Here is a 19,655-nt window from a genome sequence, read left to right on the forward strand (position 1 = left end):
AACCAAGTGCTCCCAATAAACCTGTCGTTTCGCGCTCGCAATCGTGCACGCTTGCATACATTTCACACGCGGTGCAAGCGTCGGGCGTGCAAAATCTGCGGGCAGACCGCCCAGAAAGAACAACAGTGGAAATTCGTAAGCGCAACAACGTTCATATGATCGACCCAATTCGCCCGGACGCCCCTTTGCTCGTCTATGCGCACGGCTTTGGGTGTAGCCAGCATATGTGGCGACATATCACTCCGGCCTTTGAAGGTAAGTGCCGCCAGGTCTTGTTCGACTACGTCGGCTGCGGCCAATCAGACTTGGCCGCCTTTGACCCCGTGAAGTACGCAAGTCTGAAAGGCTACGTGCAAGATCTGCTGGATGTATGCGACGCATTGGGCATCGAGCGCGGAGTGCATTTTGTTGGACATTCGGTCAGCGCCAGCATCGGCCTGCTGGCCTCCATCGAGCGACCTACACTTTTTGACCGCCTGATTCTGGTTGGCCCGTCGCCTTGCTACCTCAATCACGCTCCGGACTACCTTGGAGGGTTCGAGCGCCAGGATTTGGAGGGCCTATTGGACCTCATGGACCAGAACTTCATGGGCTGGTCCAGCTACCTCGCACCCATTGTGGCGGGAGCGCCGCAGGCAGACAGTCTGGGCGGAGAGTTGTCTGAGAGTTTCTGCTCAACCGATCCTACGATGGCTCGTATCTTTGCGCAGGCAACCTTCTTTGCGGATACCAGAGAGGAGCTGTCGCGCGTGACCCGGCCGAGTCTGATCCTGCAGCATGGCAACGATGCGTTGGCGCCCCATTCGGTGGGGCAATACATGCACAAGAAGCTCAGGGACAGCACGCTGGAAGTGCTGGACGTGACCGGACACTGCGCCCACATGAGTCATCCGCACCTGGTGACGGCCGCCATGCAGCGATATCTCTCCTTAGCGTGAGCGAAACCGAGAGGGCAGAACATGCTGGCGGTTGATGACATCCCTTGCGCGATGATGATCACGGACCCGGTGGGGCACATCGTGCGGATGAACGGGGAGTTCCTTGTCCTGATCGGGGGCACGGAGGCGTTTTGGCTCGGCCACTCCATGGATGAACTGTTGACACCAGCTTCTCGAATTTTCAGCCAGACCCACCTGTTTCCCACGCTGCATCACGCCAAGAGTGCGCGCGAAGTGTTCCTCCACCTGCGCGGTGTTGGCGGCGAGACTGTTCCTGTCATGGTCAATGCGGTCAGCAAGCGCCTGGACACGGGCGACCACATCGTATGGGCCTTTTTTGTGGCCCGCGAACGCAGCCGTTTCGAAGGCGAGTTGATCAAGGCCCGTGCAGAGGCCCAGGGTCTTGCCCAGCGCTTGGCCGCCAGCAATCAACAGGTTGAATTGCAGAATCGCCAGCTTTCGGAACTGAGTCTCTCTGATCCGCTTACGGGTCTTAAAAACCGCCGTGCGCTGGAATTGATCGTGCAGAAGTGGCAACGGACGGCCTCTCGACAGAGTTACGTGTCGTTGTTGATGGTGGACGTGGACTACTTCAAACGGATCAACGACGCGCATGGCCATCCCGAGGGCGACCGGGTGCTGGTGAACTTTGCTCGCCAGATACAGGCAGACGCACGTGGTTCGGACCTGGTGGTGCGATACGGTGGGGAAGAATTCGTCCTTTGGTTACCTGATGCGGACGCAGAAGCAGCTGCCAGAATTGCTGAGCGGGTGCACAAATGCGCCAGACGGGTGCGCTCATTGGCAGGGCCAGTAACGGTCAGTGTCGGGCTGGCGTGTGCAGTACACCAAACCGGAGCGGATTTCCTCGCCCGACTGCTAAAACGCTCTGATCAAGCTGTTTATAGGGCAAAGGCGCTCGGGCGCAACTGCACTGTGGTTAGTGACTGAGTCACCAAGCCTCGCGCAGCTCACCAGCGTTTGGAATAGTGATAGCTTGCCCCCGCAAAGAACGTTCGCGGTGAGACTACTTGGATGGCATGGCTGCTTGGCGGTCCACCATCATTTGCATCATCTGTTCCATCATGACCATACGGCGCTCCATTTGAGCGTGCATGCCCATCATGCCTCCCATACCCGAGTTTCCAGAGGCTGCAGGCATGGCAGGTTTGGTCTGCGCCCCTTGCTGCATCATTCCCATCCCCATGCCACCAGAACTACCCGCGCCCATCATGGCCATGCCTGACTGCATGAGCTTCATGTGTTCCCCCATCAGCGCTGAACGTTCGGTGGGAGTCTTGGCCGCCTGCATTTTTTTGTGCATTTCCTGCATCGCCTTCATCTGACGATCAAAGGCGTCCGGTGTTGGCGGGGTGGTAGCTGCCGGGGCAGACTGGGTGGTTACGCCACCGCTCTGCGCATCACCGGGGTGGTGGCCTGCGTGTTCGTCCGCAGGTTTTGGAGATTGCGCGACGGCACAGCCCGCCACGAAAAGGGTTGTCAACAGCCCAGCGACGATATTCAGACGCATGATGGTCTCCTTGTAGGTTCAACTGCAGCATGACGACGTACGGTTCGCAGCGCCTTGATTCACATCAACAGAGGTTGTGGACCGAGACGCACAGCAGCAGCCACCGGTTGTTCGGCGAGATGCAGGACTCACCGCCGCGTCTGCTTTGTATCCAGCACGCTCAATCGCTGAGCGGACAAGCTCCACAGTGCTTTCTCCGGCTTGCGCCGGGATGCGTACCTGACGTGCAGCTGCGTCGATTTCTACTTCGATGCCCCCAGGCAGTTGGGCCTGAGCTATTGCACGACCAATGCGCTGGGCGCAAGTGCCGCACGTCATATCAGGAACATTGAAATGGACCATGTGAGCCTCCTTTGGTTGATTCACGTTTTGACTATGAACCTTGCCACGGTGTTAAGGTCAAGGTCTCACGGAATTCAATCGGCATAGAAGATCGGAAAGCAGCAAACGACCTCAGTGCTGGTGGTGTCTCTACGAGCTAGAACGCTCGCGCCTTGGGTGAACGACTGTCGAAAATCTCCATCTCAGCCGAGGGGAAGGAGACCTTTGGCGCCTTGCGCCTTGCGCCTTCCCGCCGCGTGCCTAGCGCGCAGGCGCCACCATAGCGGTGGCAATTGCCAAATGCTGGGCTGGTCCTGTACCTGCCTGAGAGAGAAAGCCCTCGGCGAACGAGAAGTTTTTAGCAGATCGAACGAGATGCGCTTGGAATGCAAGCGACTCGCTGACAAGTGCAAGGGACAAAAATTTGACCGACAACTCCAGGGTGACGACGACCTTGGAATCGTAGTGGCCCAAACCTGCAAGCACGAAGGCTGCATCAAAACCTGCGGCGATAACACCGCCATTGATTGCGGAGGTTCCTCCACCTCCCTGAAGGCCAGATTCGATTTTGGTGAAATTGATGATCGCCAAGCCTGGCTCTTTGAACGTCCCCCTAAACCCAAACCAAGCAATTTCTTTCCTGGCGTTGAATTGAGCCAATTGCTCTTCGCGCTGAGTGGAGACTAGGCGAAATGGGATGGTCGGACTATGCATGGGAAAGCAATGATGCGTTTACCGTCCAAATGTACATTGAAGGCTCGTCAAAATGTACATTCAGGATGCGTCTAACCTTGCATCCAAGACACTTGCGGCGGGGGTTTTCTCGAATGAAGATTCGATAGTTGGACCGTTGTTAAGTCCACTGTACCCCGCGAGCTGCTATGGGGTTCTGGCCGATAAGGCCACATGACAGCTGCGCAATTTTTCCCTCAGTTCGTGTTATACCTCGGGGTTGGATAAGCCCGTAGTTCCCTCGCATGCGACCAGGTTTTGCCGACAGGAGTCAGGCCAATCTTCCAGATCGTCATCGAGCGCTATCCACTGCTTGGGTTTTCTGCGCTGAGCGTCTTCTTGAACTTGCACGCCCCGGGGTGTGGTGCGGAACATGGACAGGTTCCATGGGTCCACGCCATGCACACGTCTGTGGTATGTCCCGCCAATAAACCGAGCACGCAAGGACGCTGGAAGGCGCTTAAGGGTTGCGCTGTACCCGGGGCGAATGCACCAGGTGCTACTCAGTACCAGGGCAACGGTTGGGTGGGGTTGGAGCACCGACTCCAGGATTGGAACCCATTCGAACAGCGAATGCCCTGCAGCCTCATACGGGCTCATGTAGATGCCCTTGCGTGGATGCCCGAGTGCCAGATCGTGATCACCAGCACCTGGCGCCTGGAACAGGCCTATGAGGATCTATTGGAAAGGTTCTCTCCGGACATTGCCGCCATGATCGAAGGTGTTACCCCCAGATATTGCGATCTAACGAACGTCCCGAATACGCTGGTGGGGTACGAGCGGGAGGCCGAGTGCCATGCCTGGCTTTGGGCCAACGATGTGCCACATCGCAGATGGGTGGCGGTGGATGATCGATCGTGGCTCTATCGGCCGTTCTGCAAGTCGTTGTTTTTGGTCGATGGGCGAACGGGACTCACGCAGGCCACCGGTTCACAACTGACAGCTCGTCTTCAAACCACACTTTGAAAAGACTGCCAGGAGTGCAGACCACCTAGCCTCAGAAAACACAAATCTAGGGTTAACCCGAGCATCCTAACCGGGTAATCTGCACCGAAAGTGAGATCACCCCAAACACCGATGCCGTCGTGCACCAGCACCTTCATGCGGTTGGCTCTTCTGTTGGCGAACAGGTAGGCGTGGTGCGGGCGCGCTGCGCCGAAGACCGACACCACACGCGCCAGCGCCGTTTCGGTGCCCGCTCGCATGTCCAGCGGTTCGGTGGCCAGCCATAGGGCATCGACCCGGATCATCTCAGCCATTCGCGCAGCCACGCTGCACACGACGCCGCATCTTCCAGTGGCCAGTTCACGGTGACCACCCCGGCACTGCGTCGAACCTCAACGTGGATCGAGCGCGCCACGGGCGGCGATCTGGTGTCAGCAGCAGGGCTAGGTTCAACTGGTAGTGGAAGATTCAATGCAACGAACTCATTCCGGGGCACTGGCAATAGGGAGTCCGCTTGCTCGCGCATCCAGCGATGAACGATGTTGGCGTTGACCCCGTGTGCGAGTGCCACGCCGGCCACGGACGCGCCGGAGACCTGGCATTCGGCCACGATCTGGGCTTTGAGTTCTGGGGAGTAATAGCGACGCTTGGGACGTTGGGCGATCGCTTCGTTCGCCATGATGTGCATGATCTTCATCGTGCACACGATGCCTCGGCGCTGGGTCTATCTCAAGATGGGATTGCCGGACGCTTACTCCAGCGCGTCAAGCTGGACGGGTCGATGGGCAACTCGGTCTGCAGGTAGGTCTCGCCACAGAAGAGCTGCCAGTACGGGTTCTCCACCCAGGTGTTGACCACGGCTTCGTCGGAGGCATCGAAGGTGTGCTGCAGGTACAGCAGCCCAGCCACCAGGCGCGGAGCCAAGGCTGGACGGCCACGACCGGAGGTGAACGACACCGCGAAGGTGCGCTCGATCTCGGCCCAGTCGATCAGCGCGGCCAGCCTGACCAGTGGGTGCTTCATGTTGAGCTGCTCGTCCAGCCGCGGACGGAACAGCTCGCCGGACTGCGGCTGCGAAGGCTTCGGACCCATCGTACTCCTCGGAGCGATTTGCAAGAAAACAGGTACTGGCAAAACCATACCTTGCAAATCCTGCACCCATCAATCAGCAGAACTACGTGTCAGATCAAGGGCTTGCAGATTGTTCAGGGCGGACCAAGTAGACACGGAACGCATGGTCACCTTGCAGTGTACTTTGTGGTCAAGTGCATCTAGCTTCCGCAGCAATATACCTCTGCCGTCACATGCCTCCTGTATGGCCACTAAGACAATTGCTTTTAAAACGGTTGGTCCTGTGGGTAATCGTCAATTTAGTCACTTTTGCTGCATCACTTAATTGATGTCTCACTTTTTAGGTTCAGCCGACGAGTGAATTACGCCCTGTCGTCATAATTTATGTGTTTGATGGTGCTGTAAATGCCGTCGTGGCCCCCTCGAAGTTCTAGGCGCTGAGAAGGTCGGGTTCGTCGGGGGTACGATATCAGCATCGGTGGCAAGCCGTCTCCGCAGAGCAGTTGAAGCATTTTATTCGGATAATTATTCGCGATATTTGACTAGAAGATGTTGCTTTTATTAATTCAGAGGTTTTTAATCGGCTCGGTTGAGGCGGTGTAATCTGGTTATCTGCTCTGGATCTGTGTTAAAAGATTCACGAATTGCTTGACGACTTAATCCACTTGAAAGCAATTCGATTGCAGAGCGCGCGTGTTCCCTGTTACGGGAAGTCGTGTTGAGCCCTGCCGCTAGCAGAACTGTTGTAGGCGTCATATTTACCCCTGCAAGAGCTAACGCTTGTGCTGCCCACAGTGCCAATCTACGATCTTTGTCGGCGTTGATTTTGCTTATCATCGTGTGCAGCCTACTGCCGGGTGGGGTTGCTCTGGTAATTGAAGAAACTCCTCTTGAGGATAGTTGAGAAAGTCTCGATCTGGTGATCTTATGAGGACGCCGTTCTATGCGAATCGCCTTCATTAATGCGAATGCGAGGTCTCTTTCAATATCATTTATTTTTGAATTTTTATGTTCTTTTTTTCTGTTGGTGGGAGTGCTCAAATTTTTGGAGTCAGGGGTTTTTCCTGATGTGAGTTTGGTGATCGGTTTGAGTGGGTGGTCTGTAAAATCTGATGGGCTTAATTTTGCAGTGCTTATCAGCCAGTCCTGGTCCCTTACAATTGCTCTAAAGAGCGGGCGCGATGCACTGGCGAATATTTTTTTAAAATCTCCATTTTTCTTTAATAGTCGGGCTAACTTCTCTCTGTCGCTATCAATGGGCGGCAGTGTTTTCAACTTTGGACACCATCTTTTAATCGAATCTGGATGATGGATCCTCAGGAGCCAGTAGAGTCGAGGGTGAGATCTCTGGAATTTCGTAGCCACCTCGCCTGGGTATGCTTTTGAAAAGTTGAGGAGGACTTCTTCGGCGTGCTTCAAACCGTAGACGTACTTCGGACTCCTTTGCTTGATGTGAATGCCGACAGTTCTTTTTTTTGAAATTAATAGTGCGGATTCGTCGAAGGTTAGTCCAGCGGCAGTGAAGAGGGATGCAAAGTCCTCAGCTTTAAACCTCCCCAAATCCAGATTGAGTCTGAGATGGCAGTCGCTGCTCGGCGGCGCGATAACGAATTTGTGAGGAGAAATGCTGATTGGCTTACCGTAAACTTTGATAAGAGATTTGATATATCCTGTGGAGAAGTCATGCGGCGATAGTCCAAGAGCTTCGCTGGCGGCGGACTTGACTTGAGCGTGCGACCACAGTGAATTTTTAGAAAAAATTGAATCCGCACAAAATTTACTCAATCGCTTGAAGGCACTGCTTACTGGCGATTTTCTGACCGGCAATGACCGTAGATCCGCGCCGCATTCGCAGACGATGGGCATAGGTCGAAGTACCATTCTGTTAATTGGCACAACAAGCATTTTGCACTTGGGGCATGAAATTCTTAACCATTCTTCATGAACTGTGCATGTCAATGCGGGCTGCATCTGATGAATTCGATGAAGATAGGGCTCACCGTATTTTTTGAAGTCCTCATCAAGACAGGATGGACAGAAACGCACAGCGGGTTGGTGATTGCAAGGAATGAATCCAAGGGACCGAAGTCTCCCACTTCGTGTTCCATACCCCGCTGTCTCTAGGTCCAGCGGTCTCTTGTGAGCCGTGTTGAATACTCGAAAGAATTGACTTGTAGTTAACCTATCGGTGACTTCATTTCCTGGTAGCCCCATTTGATCGGTGATGAATGCTACGACTGCAGGATGAGGCGGGCTTGCCTGATAAATTGAAAGATTGGGACTGAGGTGGGCTACAGAATTTGATATTTTTCGAAAAACACTCTCACCATTGTGAACTACAAATCTTGTGAGAACCGAGCACAGAACTTCGTCTGGGTAAGGGGTGGGAACGTATGGCAGGAATACCATGAAGGGGCTTAGAGTGTTAGTTGGTGCCCAAGACCTTTAGGTGTGCTCGTTGATTCGTCGTTGAGCGTACGCGATAAGGTCCGCAGGCCATATACGAAGGCCTGCAGCACGCTGAATTTTCCATAATTTAATGTCGGACTCTCGTTGCACTAAAGAATCGATTGCGAAGTTAACCCTCCGAATTCTGAACGACTCAGGTGTCTCCGAAAAACGTGATAAGAGCGCCTTAAAGTGGGGTAGTTTGTCGCGGCGCCATTGAGAGGATTGCCCCAGCCCTGAGCAAAGCCGAGCTACTGAGATTCGCATGGGTGGTTCAGCCCTTAATAGCAAGATCATCCTAGTGAGAACTTTCGAGCAGAGCTCCTGATCTCGGGCCGGCCAATTCACCGTACCACGCGTGCTCACCGATTTGCGATATTGCGCATTGGAAGTAAGTAGCCAACTGCGATCATGTCGATAGAGCCAAGCATAGTCAGAAAAGCCCAGAGACCTTGCTTTGGAGATTCCCTCAACGCCAGGCGTTTTTAACACTCCCATCCACCGGTCACGCCGAGACGTTCGTTGTGCCATGAAAAGTGAACGTTGGCGGTGCAGTTTGGTGCCCTTCTCGTACGCTAATTCCCGATATATAGTTTGCACGGAAACCCCATTACGAAGGGCAATAGACTGCAATTCCAAACCTGACAACAAGTCGTGCCCTATCGAAGTTCGAGTTTGGGCGCCGACGAATTTACGACGCTCTTTCACTTCGATTTTTCGCTGTCTACGATACTTGACGATGGTGCCGACACTCTTGCCCGTTTGTTGAGCTATCTGACGGCAGGACAATGACGGGTTGCGTAGGAGATGTTCTATTTCAAGGCCTGGTACTTGTAGGGATTTCTTTGTCTCACCACGAGGAATCGCGTGCGCACTTCCTCGTGTCGCTTCGCGTGAAGACCGCTCTGCGTCAACTGCCAAGCTGAACTCTGCTATGGAGCCAAATAAAAAATCAATCATCAGCAGGTGGCATATCGGATGCAATGAGCGGTCAGGACGCTCAACCAGATCTTCAATCCAGCGCAAAGGACTTCTGGCGGTCTGCAGCAGTCGTGATTGATGCTGAAAGTTAGCGAAGTCGGCAAAGTAGTGCCTCACCTCAGTTGCAACTAATTGGTAGTCGAGGCTTCGACGGCTCGACTGAAAGCCTTTTGCCGACAGGCGGTTTCGATATACGTTGGAGCGATCGGCATTGTTTATCGGCGGTAGTGCTGCCAGCAGGAGATCCGCTGATAGTTGCGCAAATCGGAATTGAAAACCACATTCAGGGGTTATGCATTCCTCGCCGCTAGGAAGGCCTGGATACATTAGGGGTTGGCCAAATAGGCCTTCCTTTGGGACACTTTGTTGTTGCAACTGCAGAGAATGGCGGACGCAGCAGTTCACTCCGGGTAGATGGTGCTGCCGATGCCAGTAGTGGCAGCCGTTCATCTCAATATCTTCGGCTACACATGCGGGGCAAAAGCGGTGTGGCGTGTTGATTCCGAACCGGTTTGCAACGAGACCAAGCCGCAGTTTCAAGTCAAGGGAGTTACTTGAGCGCGAGTCCTCCATTAGTTGTGCATAGCGCTCGTGATCCAAGAACGGCCTGTGATACGGTAGCAGCGTACTGACTTCCACAAGATCGGCGAAAGAGTCGTGTGGCAGCGCCCCCGCGCATCGCTCGTTCATGGCATCGAAGTGACTGGGAAGGGTAAGGCTGGGTGTAACCGTCCTGCCGCCAAAAATTTTCCTCACTGCGTCTCGGCCCGTTCCCCACGCATTCAAGATTGCTAACCTGCACAGCCATGAATACAGCAGTTCGTCATGGTGCAGCTCAGGCGTGTAGCAGATAGTTGTTGAAGCGAGGCGAGCGCGGTGCACGTTTGCTAACTCCAGTCAATCAGCAAGTAGTCTCAGCGGGCCAGCGGATCCTCTAAGGGGAGGTCAACCGGCCGAGGCGAGGCCCTTTTTTTGTTCTTTGTCGCAGCGGGACTGGGGGGCATGCTCTCTTCGTGTACATCGTCAAACTCTTCGTTTTTTACCCCTTTGGGTCGAGCAGGCTCCTCTGCCCCAAGCAGGGCGCGCATAGCTTTGTACCTAGGACTGAACAGCAGATCGTCAAACATTCGAAGCTTTGCAGGGTTCTTGCTGAGCAAGGCTGCAATTGCCGGTCCAAGAAATGCCATGTCAGTCGCCGCGGTTCGCTGAAACGCAGTAGCGTCGATAATTTCGCGCCCGCCAATCTCATTGTGCTGAGATAGTGTGAACGCGAGCGCCGCGAAGGCCGTATTTCCCGCTGAGGCCGTGTACCAAGCATCAAGGATTTCTTTCGTCAGCTTTGTCTTTGTCTTGACAAACGTATAGTCCCAATACGTATCGCAGAATTCTTCCCACTGAGGGCTATTCCTTGCCATCGGCTCAATTACCAAGCTCCCGAAGGAAGCGAGTTTGCGGGTGTTTCGTACCGCTCCTTCTACGACAGCTTGGACCGCTGGTGTTGCAAGCGCCAACAAGCTAATGCCGAGCCGCTCAATGATTTCACTGAATAGGTTTAGTACAAGCTCCGCATTTTGGGCGCGCGCGCTGCGCAAATTCTGATCTTCATCAACGACAATAAAGCCCAAGGAGACAGCTGTTGCGACTTTGTTCATCAAGTCGACCATGGGCGCAATATTGCGTAGCGCTGCCGCCTTCCGCGAATAGTCGGTTCCTAGCAGTCGGTCGATCTCGTTGAAGAATTGCAGGCACAACGACTTGAGTGTTGCGTCGTGAGGCACTCTGAGAAGAACGTATACGACCTGATGGCATTTCAGATCAGCTCCGTGATAATTCGAGTGGCAAATAACCTGCTTGTATCTCAGCAAAGCTGCAGCTGCGAAAGTAGTCTTGCCTTGCCCGCTAACAGACATCATGAAGTAGCCTTTAGCCGAAGGTTTCCAGTCAGCGGGCATTGGTAGACCATTGGTTCCGGTGGTGGCAATGGCGTGCCTCCTCTGCCGGTCCATCGTAGTCAAAGGGTGGCGCGCTACATAAGTGTCGCGGGCCATCTTGGCCAGGGTGAAGCCAGCCTTTTGATATTCAGGGAAAGGGTAGACGATGTCGTTGATGGTGGACAGCTCCATCAGTCGAACGACCTCGCTACTCCTGCGAAGCGTTGCCGACGGCTTCGCTGGGTAGTGCGCGAGGTTAGTCAGAAAGTCACTTTTGCTTTGCTCCAGAGGCGGCATTGCCTCAATGAACGGATTGCCTGCAAATCGAGAAACTCCTGTATCGTGATACACCGCAGGGAATATCTCAACATCCTTCATCGCTTGCTCCTGTTTAGCTTCACTAGTTCTACCAATCGAGCCTTCTCCTCTCGCTCCACTTCACTCCAGCTTTTCCCAACGGACGCACTGGCCGTGTGCTCTTCGAACTCTGTGTGTGTTTGGGCATGCAACTTGTTTTTGAGTTTTGCGGTTTCTTGATACCTAGCTCGTTGCATATCAACATTAGGTAAACGTTCGGCGGGGGCGCTCTTATGCCGGTTGTTGACAGGCTTGGCCGCCTTTGCGGCAACCCGTACGCGTCGACTTTCATGGTCGGAGCGGGCCCAAAGGCGTGCATTGACAGCCGCGAAGGCCTCCTCCTCGTCAATTGAAATTCCTTCGCTGTCCCTTGCGTCACCAGCGCCCATCACGAAACACGGCCATTCGCCGTGTCTGCTCGCTATCATGATTACCGCTGGCTGCGTCTTGTCGAGTCGGATGTCCAGAGAAGGCCTGTTTCTGGGCGATCGCCTGATGTAGTCGATTGCGGCCTCGTTAGAGGGATGATATACACGAGTCTTGTAGCGAAGAACACCTCCTGAAATACTCGCTTTATCTGAACTGAGTAACAGTCGGTAATAGTCTTCTTCCGTGTACGGTGCAGACCGAAGTCCCGTTATGTTTTCGAGTCCCCAAACATACGCATTTTTCGGCGTAGGTTCGATGCCGTGTTGTGTAAGGATTTTTCGACGCTTGAGGGCTTGATGGGGACGGTTGTTGTAGTCCTTCACAATTTCGATTAACGCTCGGTACGCATCCGCAAGTGTGTGCACTGCAGCAGCTTCAGCCTTACGTGCGGCCCTTCTTGATTGAGGATCTAAGGGACGGTCTGCGTAAACACCTTTCATCCCCGATGCCGCCATGCGCTGCTTGATAGTGCGGATTAGCCTCTCTACTATTGCTTTGCCGTCTGGGCATAGAGGGGGGAGTGGCGTCAGGTCGATGCGCAGATCATCGACCACGCTTTGCAACATAGATCCACTCATGAAGTCGGATCCACGATCAGGACAGATAACGGCTGGAATGCAGCCTATAGGCCATTGATTGTCAGAAACTTCTATGCCCAATCTCGAGAAGCGTTTTTCGCGAGAGGTAAATGCAATTAAGAGCGTATTGCGAACTTCCTCGTACGAAGGCGCGCGCAAAGAGATGTACGCTGAGACGACAAATCTACTCCACCGGTCAATTAGGAAGTAAATGGTTGGTTTGCCTACCACTACAGGATTTTTTTCGCTGGAGACTAGGTAGAGTCGCCCTCCGGTAGAATCGATCTCATATATTTCACCTGGACCTGCCGAAACTAGCGAGTTGGTGTTGGCAGGGTCACGACGAAGCCTGCGCTCATTTCGTGCTAAGTCTTCCGTAAGCTGCAACTCACCATTTATGTAGTAGCAAAACTGGCGATAGGTTACTGGCTCTGATATCTGTTTTTTTATGTACTGGCGATGAGTATCAGGGTGGCTCTTCTGGAAAAAAGTGCTTAAGTAGGTTTCGTGCGCAGTGGTCTTATTTGTTGGCCCCTTTCTGAGCAATTGCTTATAGCATCTGAGCATGTCGTCGACATCATCCGGAGTGACAACAAAATTGTTAGGACCTAGTTCATCGCTCAGAATAGTTTTCCGGCCGCGGCGATTATTGGCCTTATCCGGAATTTCGCCATTTGCATGGTCTTTTTCACCTGACTCTTCACGACCCCTCGTGGTGCGCTTGGGGCCGCGAGGCAGTGCAACCAGTGCTATTTTTGTGCTGCCGAAGTAGTAGTAACGAAGGATGAGACGGTGCAGCGTCTTTTCCGCAACGTCTATGCTTAAAGCTCTCTCTCGAATTAAGGCGGTAAAGTGATGTCTCGATAGGTTCGTCCTATTTTCAAATGCTTGTATTACAGGCGCGATCTGGACCCATGCTGATTGAATTTTTCCTGCCTGAGAACTACCGCTTTCGGCTGGCACGGAGAGCTGTTGTGGAAGTACTATGCGACCCCATTTCGATGTAGGTGAGGTGAGCGCGCTAAGTTGATTCCAAGAATAGAAAATCGGTCGTTTGGCATACCTGGCTTCTTCGGGTGTGCCCACCCACATCGCATATACCCCATCCTCAAAAATATGAGTTAGGCGAAGATACCGACCTGGTCGTTCGGAGTCATGCAGTGCCAAGCCTACATGAAGGGTTGGCTGATTGGGTAGCGCGCGAAAATCAGTCATCGCTTCTTCTGATTCAAAAACAGTGGTCGATTGAGCGCCAACGGATGACCAAGCGAGATATCTATTTGACCTGACCAAGCACAGTACCGAAACATGTCCAGCACCTGCGAATTGGGGAGTCGAAGAGTCTTGGTGAGCCTTGCCACTAACTCACTGAGCAACTCGTTGCTTTTGTAGAAGCTCTCGAAAGCAAGTAAGAAGCGTGGATCAAGTTGTGTTTCCGGATTGAAACGATGGCGAAACCACCCACGCATGAAGCGCAGGATTTCAAGTAGTGTCTTATTGAAGCGCGACGTATCTACCAAAGTCCAAGGTATGCCTCGTTCTTGACACCATCTGTGCTCCACCTCTAAACGCAATCTCTTTGACGGATCGGCCGCATCTTCAGAAGTCTTAACGCTCGCTGCACGGTAGCTCTTTCCGTCCGCCGTCAGTTCCGTGATCAGAAAGTCGATCGTGAAGGGCTCCGGCAACCCTCTCTTATATATGTGTCGAACCTCAAGTTCCGTACAGAGCTCTAGAGTCCTATCCAAATCCAAGATAGGCCATTGCTCTCGAATGTCCACCACACTCTCACGACGTTCCATAAGGTACAGATAGGTGGCCTCCAGATCGGAAAGACCTTGATGCGGGCGACCCGTAACGATGCCATGCCCACCCAACGAAGTGCCGCGTGAAGGAACGTCGCGTATGTAAAGCCAAGGCAGGTACTCGGCGCCCTGGAGCAGGCCTCGTCCCCTCTTGACGCGTGCTCTTAAATGGCTGGGGTAGAGGAGGGGGTCTGGTTTCCAATGCACGCGTCCATTCTGAGGGAATCACCAAAAAAGTCCATAAAAATTGTTTAAAAAGTCCAAAACATTAGTCGAATAAGGCAAAGCTATGGGGGAGTTGGATGGGCTGCTTCAGGCTGACAACAGCCGTTCACACATCGGCGAAGCAGTGACAACTCTGCTCAGCAGCAGGCGTTCAAGGGGGCGGTTTTCTAAACAAAGTGACTGCACCTGACTATCTTGCATATCTAGCAATGCAGCCCCCACACATCCATTCACCGTCGTCGTAGATGCCATCCGTCATGTCAGTTCGCTGGTGGCACCAGCCGCATTCGGAGTGAATAGCGTTGTCCTCGTACCTGTTGCGTTCCGGCTCCCTGTAGCCCTTCTGGTTTGACGGCAGAAGCTTCGGATCTGGCGCTTTGGCGAACCTTCCACAATTGCTGCACCAGTAACCACCATGATGCTCAATCGTGCTGGCCTTCTTGCAGAAAGGACACACCACCTGGTCACGGGCAACCACCGGCACCAAGTTGGCCGGCACAAGCTCTGCAATGCTCTCCACCCGTTTGCACGCCATGCCGTTGCTGTTCAGGTGGGTCAGTAGGGGATCAAAGCCTTTGTCGCCACTTAGCACGAAGCACTCTGTGTCTGGAGCCGTCTCAAAGGTCCGGCCAAGCTCAAAGGCAATGTGGAAGTCCAAGGCGTTCTTCCCAGCGCCTGAAATCTTCAGGAAGTCGACACGACTGAACCTGTGGGCCGTGGCAGGCTTCTTCGCAGCTTTGGGAGGGTTCTGGTTGGCCCCCACGAAGATGATGGCCCGAAAGCTCTCATCCAGCGGTGAGAGATCGACCTTGTGCTTGTTCTCCAGATCAACCAGCAAAAGCTTCTTCGTCATTTCGTTACCTTGCCGGCAGGTGCCGCTGCTCCCCAACTATTGTCAAGGTCTTGGCCCCACGTGTCATGGCGACGTACAGATCCTTGGCGTCCAGTGAGTCAGCGTCAAGAATGACCGCATGGTCGTACTCCAATCCCTTCACCAGCAGCGTTGTGCCAATGAGCTTGCGGTGGCTGATCGGCCTTCCCGTGTGCCTCATGTCGCGCTGATATTTATTCGCAGCTTCCGTCAGATTCGCTCCCACCCCATCAATGTGAATCTTCAGCACGTTGAGAAAGCGATACAGCAGATCACGACGGTAGGCTGACGTTTCAGGGTTGTCCTTCAACGCCAAGAAGAAAGCTCTCAGGTGAACACTTGTTGGACTGCCCAAGTAGGCATTCGCAGCATGCAGGACCAACGGATACTTGGTCACCTTGCTTTGCTTTGCGACCTCGCCCTTCTGAGTTCCAGCGGTAAGAGCCTTCCCAACCCCTGTAAAGCATTTCTTGGAAAAATCCAAAGCCAGGAGGAAGCCTTGCTGCGTTGTTTTGGCTGCAACCAGCTTCTTGATGAACGAGTGAAGATCTTTGCCTTCAACCTCTTCAATGGAAGAAAACTTTCCACCCATGGTTCGTGCTAACAGATGGGTCTTGTTCTTGGACTGCTGATCGCCACCATGCAGAGCAATCACACTATCGTGATTGCCCAGCAAGTCCATGAGCGAAAAATACTGCTTTGACTCCAAGAACTCTGGGGTGGTGTGAGCACGTATCACACAGGCAGGCAGGCTGTTTGAAAGATCGATCTTCTGCCCCTTTTCCAGGGCCTCCCTCGCCGTCTTGAGCCAAGCTCCAAGCTTCGGATCGCCAGTCGTTTTCCAGCGCCACGGCGTCTCTAGCTGACCTAGGCAAGTGAATGTCGGATAGACACTTACCATCCAATCAACGGGCTTGCCTTCGTCACCACCAAAGTCGAAGATGGCCTGCATCGGATCGCCCAAGATTCGGCAGGGCATGAACTCAGCAAAGGCACAGACAAGGCCATGTTGCAGATCCGAGCAGTCTTGATACTCATCCACATAGACGCCGGCATAGGTGGCAGCGACGACGCGGCGAACGAACTGCTTACCCAGCAACCCAGAACAGCACTCGTAGAGCTTGTTCCACTGTTTGCTTGTGGGGTGATCTACCTTCCAGCCCGAAGTCTTTGGGTAAGCCAGACAGAGGCGAAGTGACCAGCTTGCAATTGTGTCAATCTGGTACTTGGAAGCAGGCACACCAAGAGCGGTCATCTTGGTCTTGATGGAATTCACACCCGCAAACGTGTGGGTCAAGATCAGTTGCCGTTTGGTGGCAGCTTTCACGGCCATGGCAATGAGGTGCGTCTTGCCATAGCCGGCTGGCGCTATCACATACCCCTTGGTAGTGACGTCGTTGAGCTTGAGAGCAAGTTCTTCAGACACGCTCTATCCACGCCCAGAGCTTATTCAGCTTTACTGACAGATCCTTCTTCGCGAAGTCAGCGTCCTCAAAATTGGCGGCTGCTGCGCTGAACCAGCGATCCCCTTTAGAAATGTTCTTGAACCACTCCGACTTCTTCGCGGCAAGCCCGATGGCAGTTCGCAGATTCTCAGACTCCACCCATTTTTCTACCTCCTGAGCAAGTTCAATCTTGGCGACGAGCCTCGAATAGACTTGGTCTCGAACTGGGTAGGCGAACTCGGTCTGAGCCAGTTGTACGCTCGCAAGGACAGCGCACCAGGGCAGATCTTTCATCGCCCTTTCTTCCAAGGACAGCTTGTTGTCCCAGGCCACGACCGGCACACCTAGCTTCACCAGGTCGGCTTCGTCGGCTGATGAGAAGTTCTCAGGTGAGTCAGCGTCTGCAAGGACTGTGACCTCATAGCCGAGCGCCTTGAATGCCTTAGCCAAACCCTTTATGTTCTTCGCACCTCTGGCATCTAGCAGCTCAACGCCGTGATACGACAGTGGGTCCTTTCCCTTGCCGACCTGGTGATCGTCAAAACCTCGCACGAACCCGACTTCGGTAGCGCCCTCACAAACCACAACCTTCTTTGCCAAGAATGCTTCGGTGCTGGATCGAATCTTTCCCTGCACTTCAAGCTGTTCCAGACCTTCCTTCGCAGTGGAAATGATCTGCACAACCCCACCCTTGCTATGCACGACGTACAGCTCTTTCACGGTGAGTTCCCGCAGGACCGTGGGTGAGTGCGTGGTGAGGAAGTATTGACCTCGTTTGTCTTCCCGGACATGCTTGATCAGGCGTGTGATTCGGTGCGGCTCCAAGCCGAACTCCACTTCGTCAAACAAGGTGATGTGACCCTCTTCCAAACCCATCTTTTGAATGCCACACAGCAGCATTCGTCTTGACCCAAGACCTAGCTGCCGAAGAGGGATGTCACCGTCATGGAGCGCCAACCCACCAACTTTCAGGTTGATAGAAGCCAGATCGAGGTGAGCCTTGTAGGCGTCCGACACCGGCACCCCCAACAGCTTTGCAATCTCCTGCGACTTCCCAGCCGCCGCATCGAAATTCTTGAGGGTGACAGGCCGATCACCGTCCAATGAAGCCCTGGCTGTTCGGGAAGCATTTGCCAGCAGCTCGTTCAGACTCTGCGCTTCGGTGAGCTTCGCCAACGCCGTGCCTGTAGCCCATGAAAGCTGCTTCTCGCTGTAGGCACCGATGAGGCCGACACTGACCTTGTTCCTATCGCCCTGCTTGAACGGAACACCGTCAGGGTTGCGATCACAGACAACCATCCACTTGGGCTCGAGATCTTTGTCGACCGTCAGCCGTACCGTCAGGACATTCTCCAAGTGATCCTCAGGTTCGTCAGTGAGCTTGAGGGTGGCAGCATCCCAGCCACGGAGGTACTGACCGTACTTGTCCAAAGAGCAGAATGCTTCGGTCAAGGCCCCAATGGTGACTTCAATGACGATGGAAACCGCGACTTTGCACTGGTGAAATTCAGAGTCGCTGAGGGTCAGGTTCCACTGCGGGTGGAAGGCATATCTGATGGCCTCCAAGATCGTGGACTTGGAAGAATCACCTTTGCCAATCAGGCAGAAGATGTCGGCGTTGGGAAGGCTCCAGTCAAGTTCTTTCACGCCTCGAAAGTTCTTGATTTTTATTTTTCTGATCTTCACCGAGCAAAGTCCCCCAGAACATCACCTATGAACTGGGCTACTCCCATCGATGCTCACCCAAGCAGCACAGCTTGGAACGTCTCTTCGCCCTTTATTTCCTCATCATAGATACATCTCATCACGTTGCCGTTAAAAGGCGACACAAGGCGTCAGAAATGTTGTCGCTCCGCTGCCCTAGAGCAGCAACCGGCCGATGAGTTTGTGGCTATCTGGACGCCCGATGTGCGGCCGAGAGCGTGCACTGACGCCGGACCATCGGCTGACAGCAATCGCTGCTGAGCAGACTGTGCAGGGGCTGTTCGAGGCTAGCTTCAGTTGACTGAGCTGGCGTCTTGAACGCGCGGTCTGGGCCACGTTGGAGTCGTTCCGATTCTGGTCATCATTTTCGACATCTTGCACTTGTCGATGCTGCGGCTAGACTGCCGCCACCGGTCGCTCCCATCTCCCATACTCGTTGCAGTGACCGAGCTGCAGATGCCTGAACGCCTATTCATCCGACTGCCAGAAGACCCGTTGTGCGCGCCTGGGACCACTGTCCCTGCGAGCACGTTGACTGAGTTTTCCGTGCCGGCCGCCCTGCAACCAGCGGTGGCCCATGTCATGGCCTACGAGGAGCGGTTCGCCCCTGATCGAGAGGTCGTCGAGCGTGTGCTGCCCGACGGGGCCTCCCGCCTGCTCATCGTGCTGCACAGCAGCGCGGCATCCATCCAAGTCGCCGGGGCCCGGGCCAATCCGGTCTTGCTAACGATGAGTGGCCATATGCACGGGCTCTCGGTCACGCTTACCCCCGGGGCAACACTGGGCCTGTTCGGCATTCCGGCCAACGAATTGGCGGGTCTCACCGTGCAATGGGACGAGATCGCCACCAAGGCATATCGCGACGTACCCGAGCAACTGGTGGCCGCAAACGACGACGCCACGCGCGTTCAGCAGGTTCTGCAGGTTCTCCAGTCGCTACAGGCAATGCAGCGCCCCCCAGACTCCTCGCGCCAGTTGTTGGAGTACGCAGCGAGACGCCTTGGCCCCAAGATGAGCGATGTCTCTGTGCGGGAACTGGCCGCAGAGTTGAACCTCAGCGAACGGCGCGTACAGCAGCTGTTCGCCTCGCACATCGGTTTGGCGCCCAGTGTCTGGCGCCGCCTGCAACGCCTTCATGGAACGCTGCGCTTGTTGCGGACGGCCGAGACGCATCAATGGTCCGAGGTTGCCCTGCGTGCTGGGTACTACGACCAGTCACACCTGATCAACGAGTTCCGCGCCCTGTGCGGCCTGACGCCGAAGCAGCTTCTGCAACGCGCCGTTTCGGATTCTTCCAATACAACGAACCGCGACACGACCTAAAGTCGCGGTTTACCAGAATC

Annotated in this window: 18 protein-coding genes and 2 pseudogenes; 4 read left to right on the forward strand and 16 right to left on the reverse strand. The window is 54.2% G+C overall.

What is annotated here, in order from left to right; translation table 11 throughout:
• Positions 1–125: 125 nt before the first annotated feature.
• Complete coding sequence (locus AC2YJX_RS05625; RefSeq protein WP_055400391.1) at positions 126–938, forward strand: alpha/beta fold hydrolase; 813 nt, start codon at positions 126–128, stop codon at positions 936–938.
• A gap of 21 nt (positions 939–959) precedes the next feature.
• The gene (locus AC2YJX_RS05630) at positions 960–1,889 is read left to right on the forward strand and encodes a sensor domain-containing diguanylate cyclase (protein ID WP_121508533.1); all 930 of its coding nucleotides are present in this window, start codon (positions 960–962) and stop codon (positions 1,887–1,889) included.
• 76 nt (positions 1,890–1,965) lie between these two features.
• On the opposite strand, the gene AC2YJX_RS05635 is transcribed toward AC2YJX_RS05630, so the two are convergent.
• The 4 genes from AC2YJX_RS05635 to AC2YJX_RS05650 all read right to left on the reverse strand — a co-directional run bounded on the left by AC2YJX_RS05635 (position 1,966) and on the right by AC2YJX_RS05650 (position 4,122).
• Positions 1,966–2,469, reverse strand: a complete 504-nt coding sequence (locus AC2YJX_RS05635; protein WP_487255489.1) for a hypothetical protein — start codon at positions 2,467–2,469, stop codon at positions 1,966–1,968.
• A gap of 18 nt (positions 2,470–2,487) precedes the next feature.
• Positions 2,488–2,811 (reverse strand): heavy-metal-associated domain-containing protein, encoded by a 324-nt coding sequence (locus tag AC2YJX_RS05640; RefSeq protein ID WP_082437546.1) that lies wholly within the window; start codon positions 2,809–2,811, stop codon positions 2,488–2,490.
• A 240-nt stretch (positions 2,812–3,051) separates the two neighbouring features.
• The gene (locus tag AC2YJX_RS05645) at positions 3,052–3,504 is read right to left on the reverse strand and encodes a PaaI family thioesterase (RefSeq protein WP_055400385.1); all 453 of its coding nucleotides are present in this window, start codon (positions 3,502–3,504) and stop codon (positions 3,052–3,054) included.
• A 225-nt stretch (positions 3,505–3,729) separates the two neighbouring features.
• Complete coding sequence (locus tag AC2YJX_RS05650; protein ID WP_225584681.1) at positions 3,730–4,122, reverse strand: HAD domain-containing protein; 393 nt, start codon at positions 4,120–4,122, stop codon at positions 3,730–3,732.
• Between the two features lie 36 nt (positions 4,123–4,158).
• On the opposite strand from AC2YJX_RS05650, the gene AC2YJX_RS05655 reads away from it, so the two are divergent.
• Positions 4,159–4,488: an HAD domain-containing protein gene (locus AC2YJX_RS05655; RefSeq protein WP_233559560.1), complete on the forward strand. Its 330-nt coding sequence runs from the start codon at positions 4,159–4,161 to the stop codon at positions 4,486–4,488.
• On the opposite strand, the gene tnpB is transcribed toward AC2YJX_RS05655, so the two are convergent.
• The 12 genes and pseudogenes from tnpB to AC2YJX_RS05715 form a co-directional block, all read right to left on the reverse strand.
• The gene (gene tnpB, locus AC2YJX_RS05660) at positions 4,473–4,781 is read right to left on the reverse strand and encodes an IS66 family insertion sequence element accessory protein TnpB (protein ID WP_199727070.1); all 309 of its coding nucleotides are present in this window, start codon (positions 4,779–4,781) and stop codon (positions 4,473–4,475) included. The genes AC2YJX_RS05655 and tnpB overlap by 16 nt on opposite strands.
• The gene (tnpA, locus tag AC2YJX_RS05665) at positions 4,769–5,164 is read right to left on the reverse strand and encodes an IS66-like element accessory protein TnpA (RefSeq protein ID WP_121508535.1); all 396 of its coding nucleotides are present in this window, start codon (positions 5,162–5,164) and stop codon (positions 4,769–4,771) included. The genes tnpB and tnpA overlap by 13 nt, the downstream gene beginning before the upstream one ends.
• Positions 5,165–5,214: 50 nt before the next feature.
• Positions 5,215–5,559: pseudogene (locus tag AC2YJX_RS05670) on the reverse strand (transposase); the annotation flags it as partial.
• Positions 5,560–6,114: 555 nt separating this feature from the next.
• Entirely contained in the window at positions 6,115–7,404 is a 1,290-nt protein-coding gene (locus AC2YJX_RS05675) for a hypothetical protein (RefSeq protein ID WP_233559561.1), read from the reverse strand.
• An 84-nt stretch (positions 7,405–7,488) separates the two neighbouring features.
• Positions 7,489–7,947 (reverse strand): annotated as a pseudogene (locus AC2YJX_RS05680) (TniQ family protein); the annotation flags it as partial.
• A 36-nt stretch (positions 7,948–7,983) separates the two neighbouring features.
• A complete protein-coding gene (locus tag AC2YJX_RS05685; RefSeq protein ID WP_121508537.1) occupies positions 7,984–9,849 on the reverse strand; it encodes a TnsD family Tn7-like transposition protein in 1,866 nt (621 codons plus the stop codon).
• Between the two features lie 32 nt (positions 9,850–9,881).
• The gene (locus tag AC2YJX_RS05690; protein WP_487255490.1) at positions 9,882–11,276 is read right to left on the reverse strand and encodes an AAA family ATPase; all 1,395 of its coding nucleotides are present in this window, start codon (positions 11,274–11,276) and stop codon (positions 9,882–9,884) included.
• Positions 11,273–13,477: a hypothetical protein gene (locus AC2YJX_RS05695; protein ID WP_487255491.1), complete on the reverse strand. Its 2,205-nt coding sequence runs from the start codon at positions 13,475–13,477 to the stop codon at positions 11,273–11,275. The genes AC2YJX_RS05690 and AC2YJX_RS05695 overlap by 4 nt, the downstream gene beginning before the upstream one ends.
• Positions 13,474–14,064 carry a TnsA endonuclease N-terminal domain-containing protein gene (locus AC2YJX_RS05700; protein ID WP_082564904.1) on the reverse strand — a complete coding sequence of 197 codons (591 nt, stop codon included), beginning with the start codon at positions 14,062–14,064 and terminating at the stop codon, positions 13,474–13,476. The genes AC2YJX_RS05695 and AC2YJX_RS05700 overlap by 4 nt, the downstream gene beginning before the upstream one ends.
• A 418-nt stretch (positions 14,065–14,482) precedes the next feature.
• Positions 14,483–15,145, reverse strand: a complete 663-nt coding sequence (locus tag AC2YJX_RS05705; protein ID WP_487255492.1) for a PIN domain-containing protein — start codon at positions 15,143–15,145, stop codon at positions 14,483–14,485.
• A 4-nt stretch (positions 15,146–15,149) separates the two neighbouring features.
• Entirely contained in the window at positions 15,150–16,589 is a 1,440-nt protein-coding gene (locus AC2YJX_RS05710; protein ID WP_487255493.1) for a DEAD/DEAH box helicase family protein, read from the reverse strand.
• Positions 16,582–18,294, reverse strand: coding sequence for an ATP-dependent nuclease (locus AC2YJX_RS05715; protein WP_487255494.1), 1,713 nt, complete (start codon positions 18,292–18,294; stop codon positions 16,582–16,584). The genes AC2YJX_RS05710 and AC2YJX_RS05715 overlap by 8 nt, the downstream gene beginning before the upstream one ends.
• A 564-nt stretch (positions 18,295–18,858) precedes the next feature.
• Between AC2YJX_RS05715 and AC2YJX_RS05720 the strand changes: the two genes are divergently transcribed.
• Entirely contained in the window at positions 18,859–19,635 is a 777-nt protein-coding gene (locus AC2YJX_RS05720; RefSeq protein ID WP_487255495.1) for a helix-turn-helix domain-containing protein, read from the forward strand.
• Positions 19,636–19,655 lie beyond the last annotated feature (20 nt).

The sequence above is a fragment of the Acidovorax sp. SRI_002 genome (assembly GCF_057586455.1).

Excerpts from the sequence above, each read along its gene's own strand:
- AC2YJX_RS05675 (WP_233559561.1), bottom strand. The coding sequence starts at position 7,404 with ATGCCCATCGTCTGCGAATGCGGCGCGGATCTACGGTCATTGCCGGTC.
- tnpA (WP_121508535.1), bottom strand. The coding sequence starts at position 5,164 with ATGAAGATCATGCACATCATGGCGAACGAAGCGATCGCCCAACGTCCC.
- AC2YJX_RS05630 (WP_121508533.1), top strand. The coding sequence starts at position 960 with ATGCTGGCGGTTGATGACATCCCTTGCGCGATGATGATCACGGACCCG.
- AC2YJX_RS05705 (WP_487255492.1), bottom strand. The coding sequence starts at position 15,145 with ATGACGAAGAAGCTTTTGCTGGTTGATCTGGAGAACAAGCACAAGGTC.
- AC2YJX_RS05645 (WP_055400385.1), bottom strand. The coding sequence starts at position 3,504 with ATGCATAGTCCGACCATCCCATTTCGCCTAGTCTCCACTCAGCGCGAA.
- AC2YJX_RS05640 (WP_082437546.1), bottom strand. The coding sequence starts at position 2,811 with ATGGTCCATTTCAATGTTCCTGATATGACGTGCGGCACTTGCGCCCAG.
- AC2YJX_RS05650 (WP_225584681.1), bottom strand. The coding sequence starts at position 4,122 with ATGAGCCCGTATGAGGCTGCAGGGCATTCGCTGTTCGAATGGGTTCCA.
- tnpB (WP_199727070.1), bottom strand. The coding sequence starts at position 4,781 with ATGGCTGAGATGATCCGGGTCGATGCCCTATGGCTGGCCACCGAACCG.
- AC2YJX_RS05635 (WP_487255489.1), bottom strand. The coding sequence starts at position 2,469 with ATGCGTCTGAATATCGTCGCTGGGCTGTTGACAACCCTTTTCGTGGCG.
- AC2YJX_RS05690 (WP_487255490.1), bottom strand. The coding sequence starts at position 11,276 with ATGAAGGATGTTGAGATATTCCCTGCGGTGTATCACGATACAGGAGTT.
- AC2YJX_RS05700 (WP_082564904.1), bottom strand. The coding sequence starts at position 14,064 with ATGGAACGTCGTGAGAGTGTGGTGGACATTCGAGAGCAATGGCCTATC.
- AC2YJX_RS05695 (WP_487255491.1), bottom strand. The coding sequence starts at position 13,477 with ATGACTGATTTTCGCGCGCTACCCAATCAGCCAACCCTTCATGTAGGC.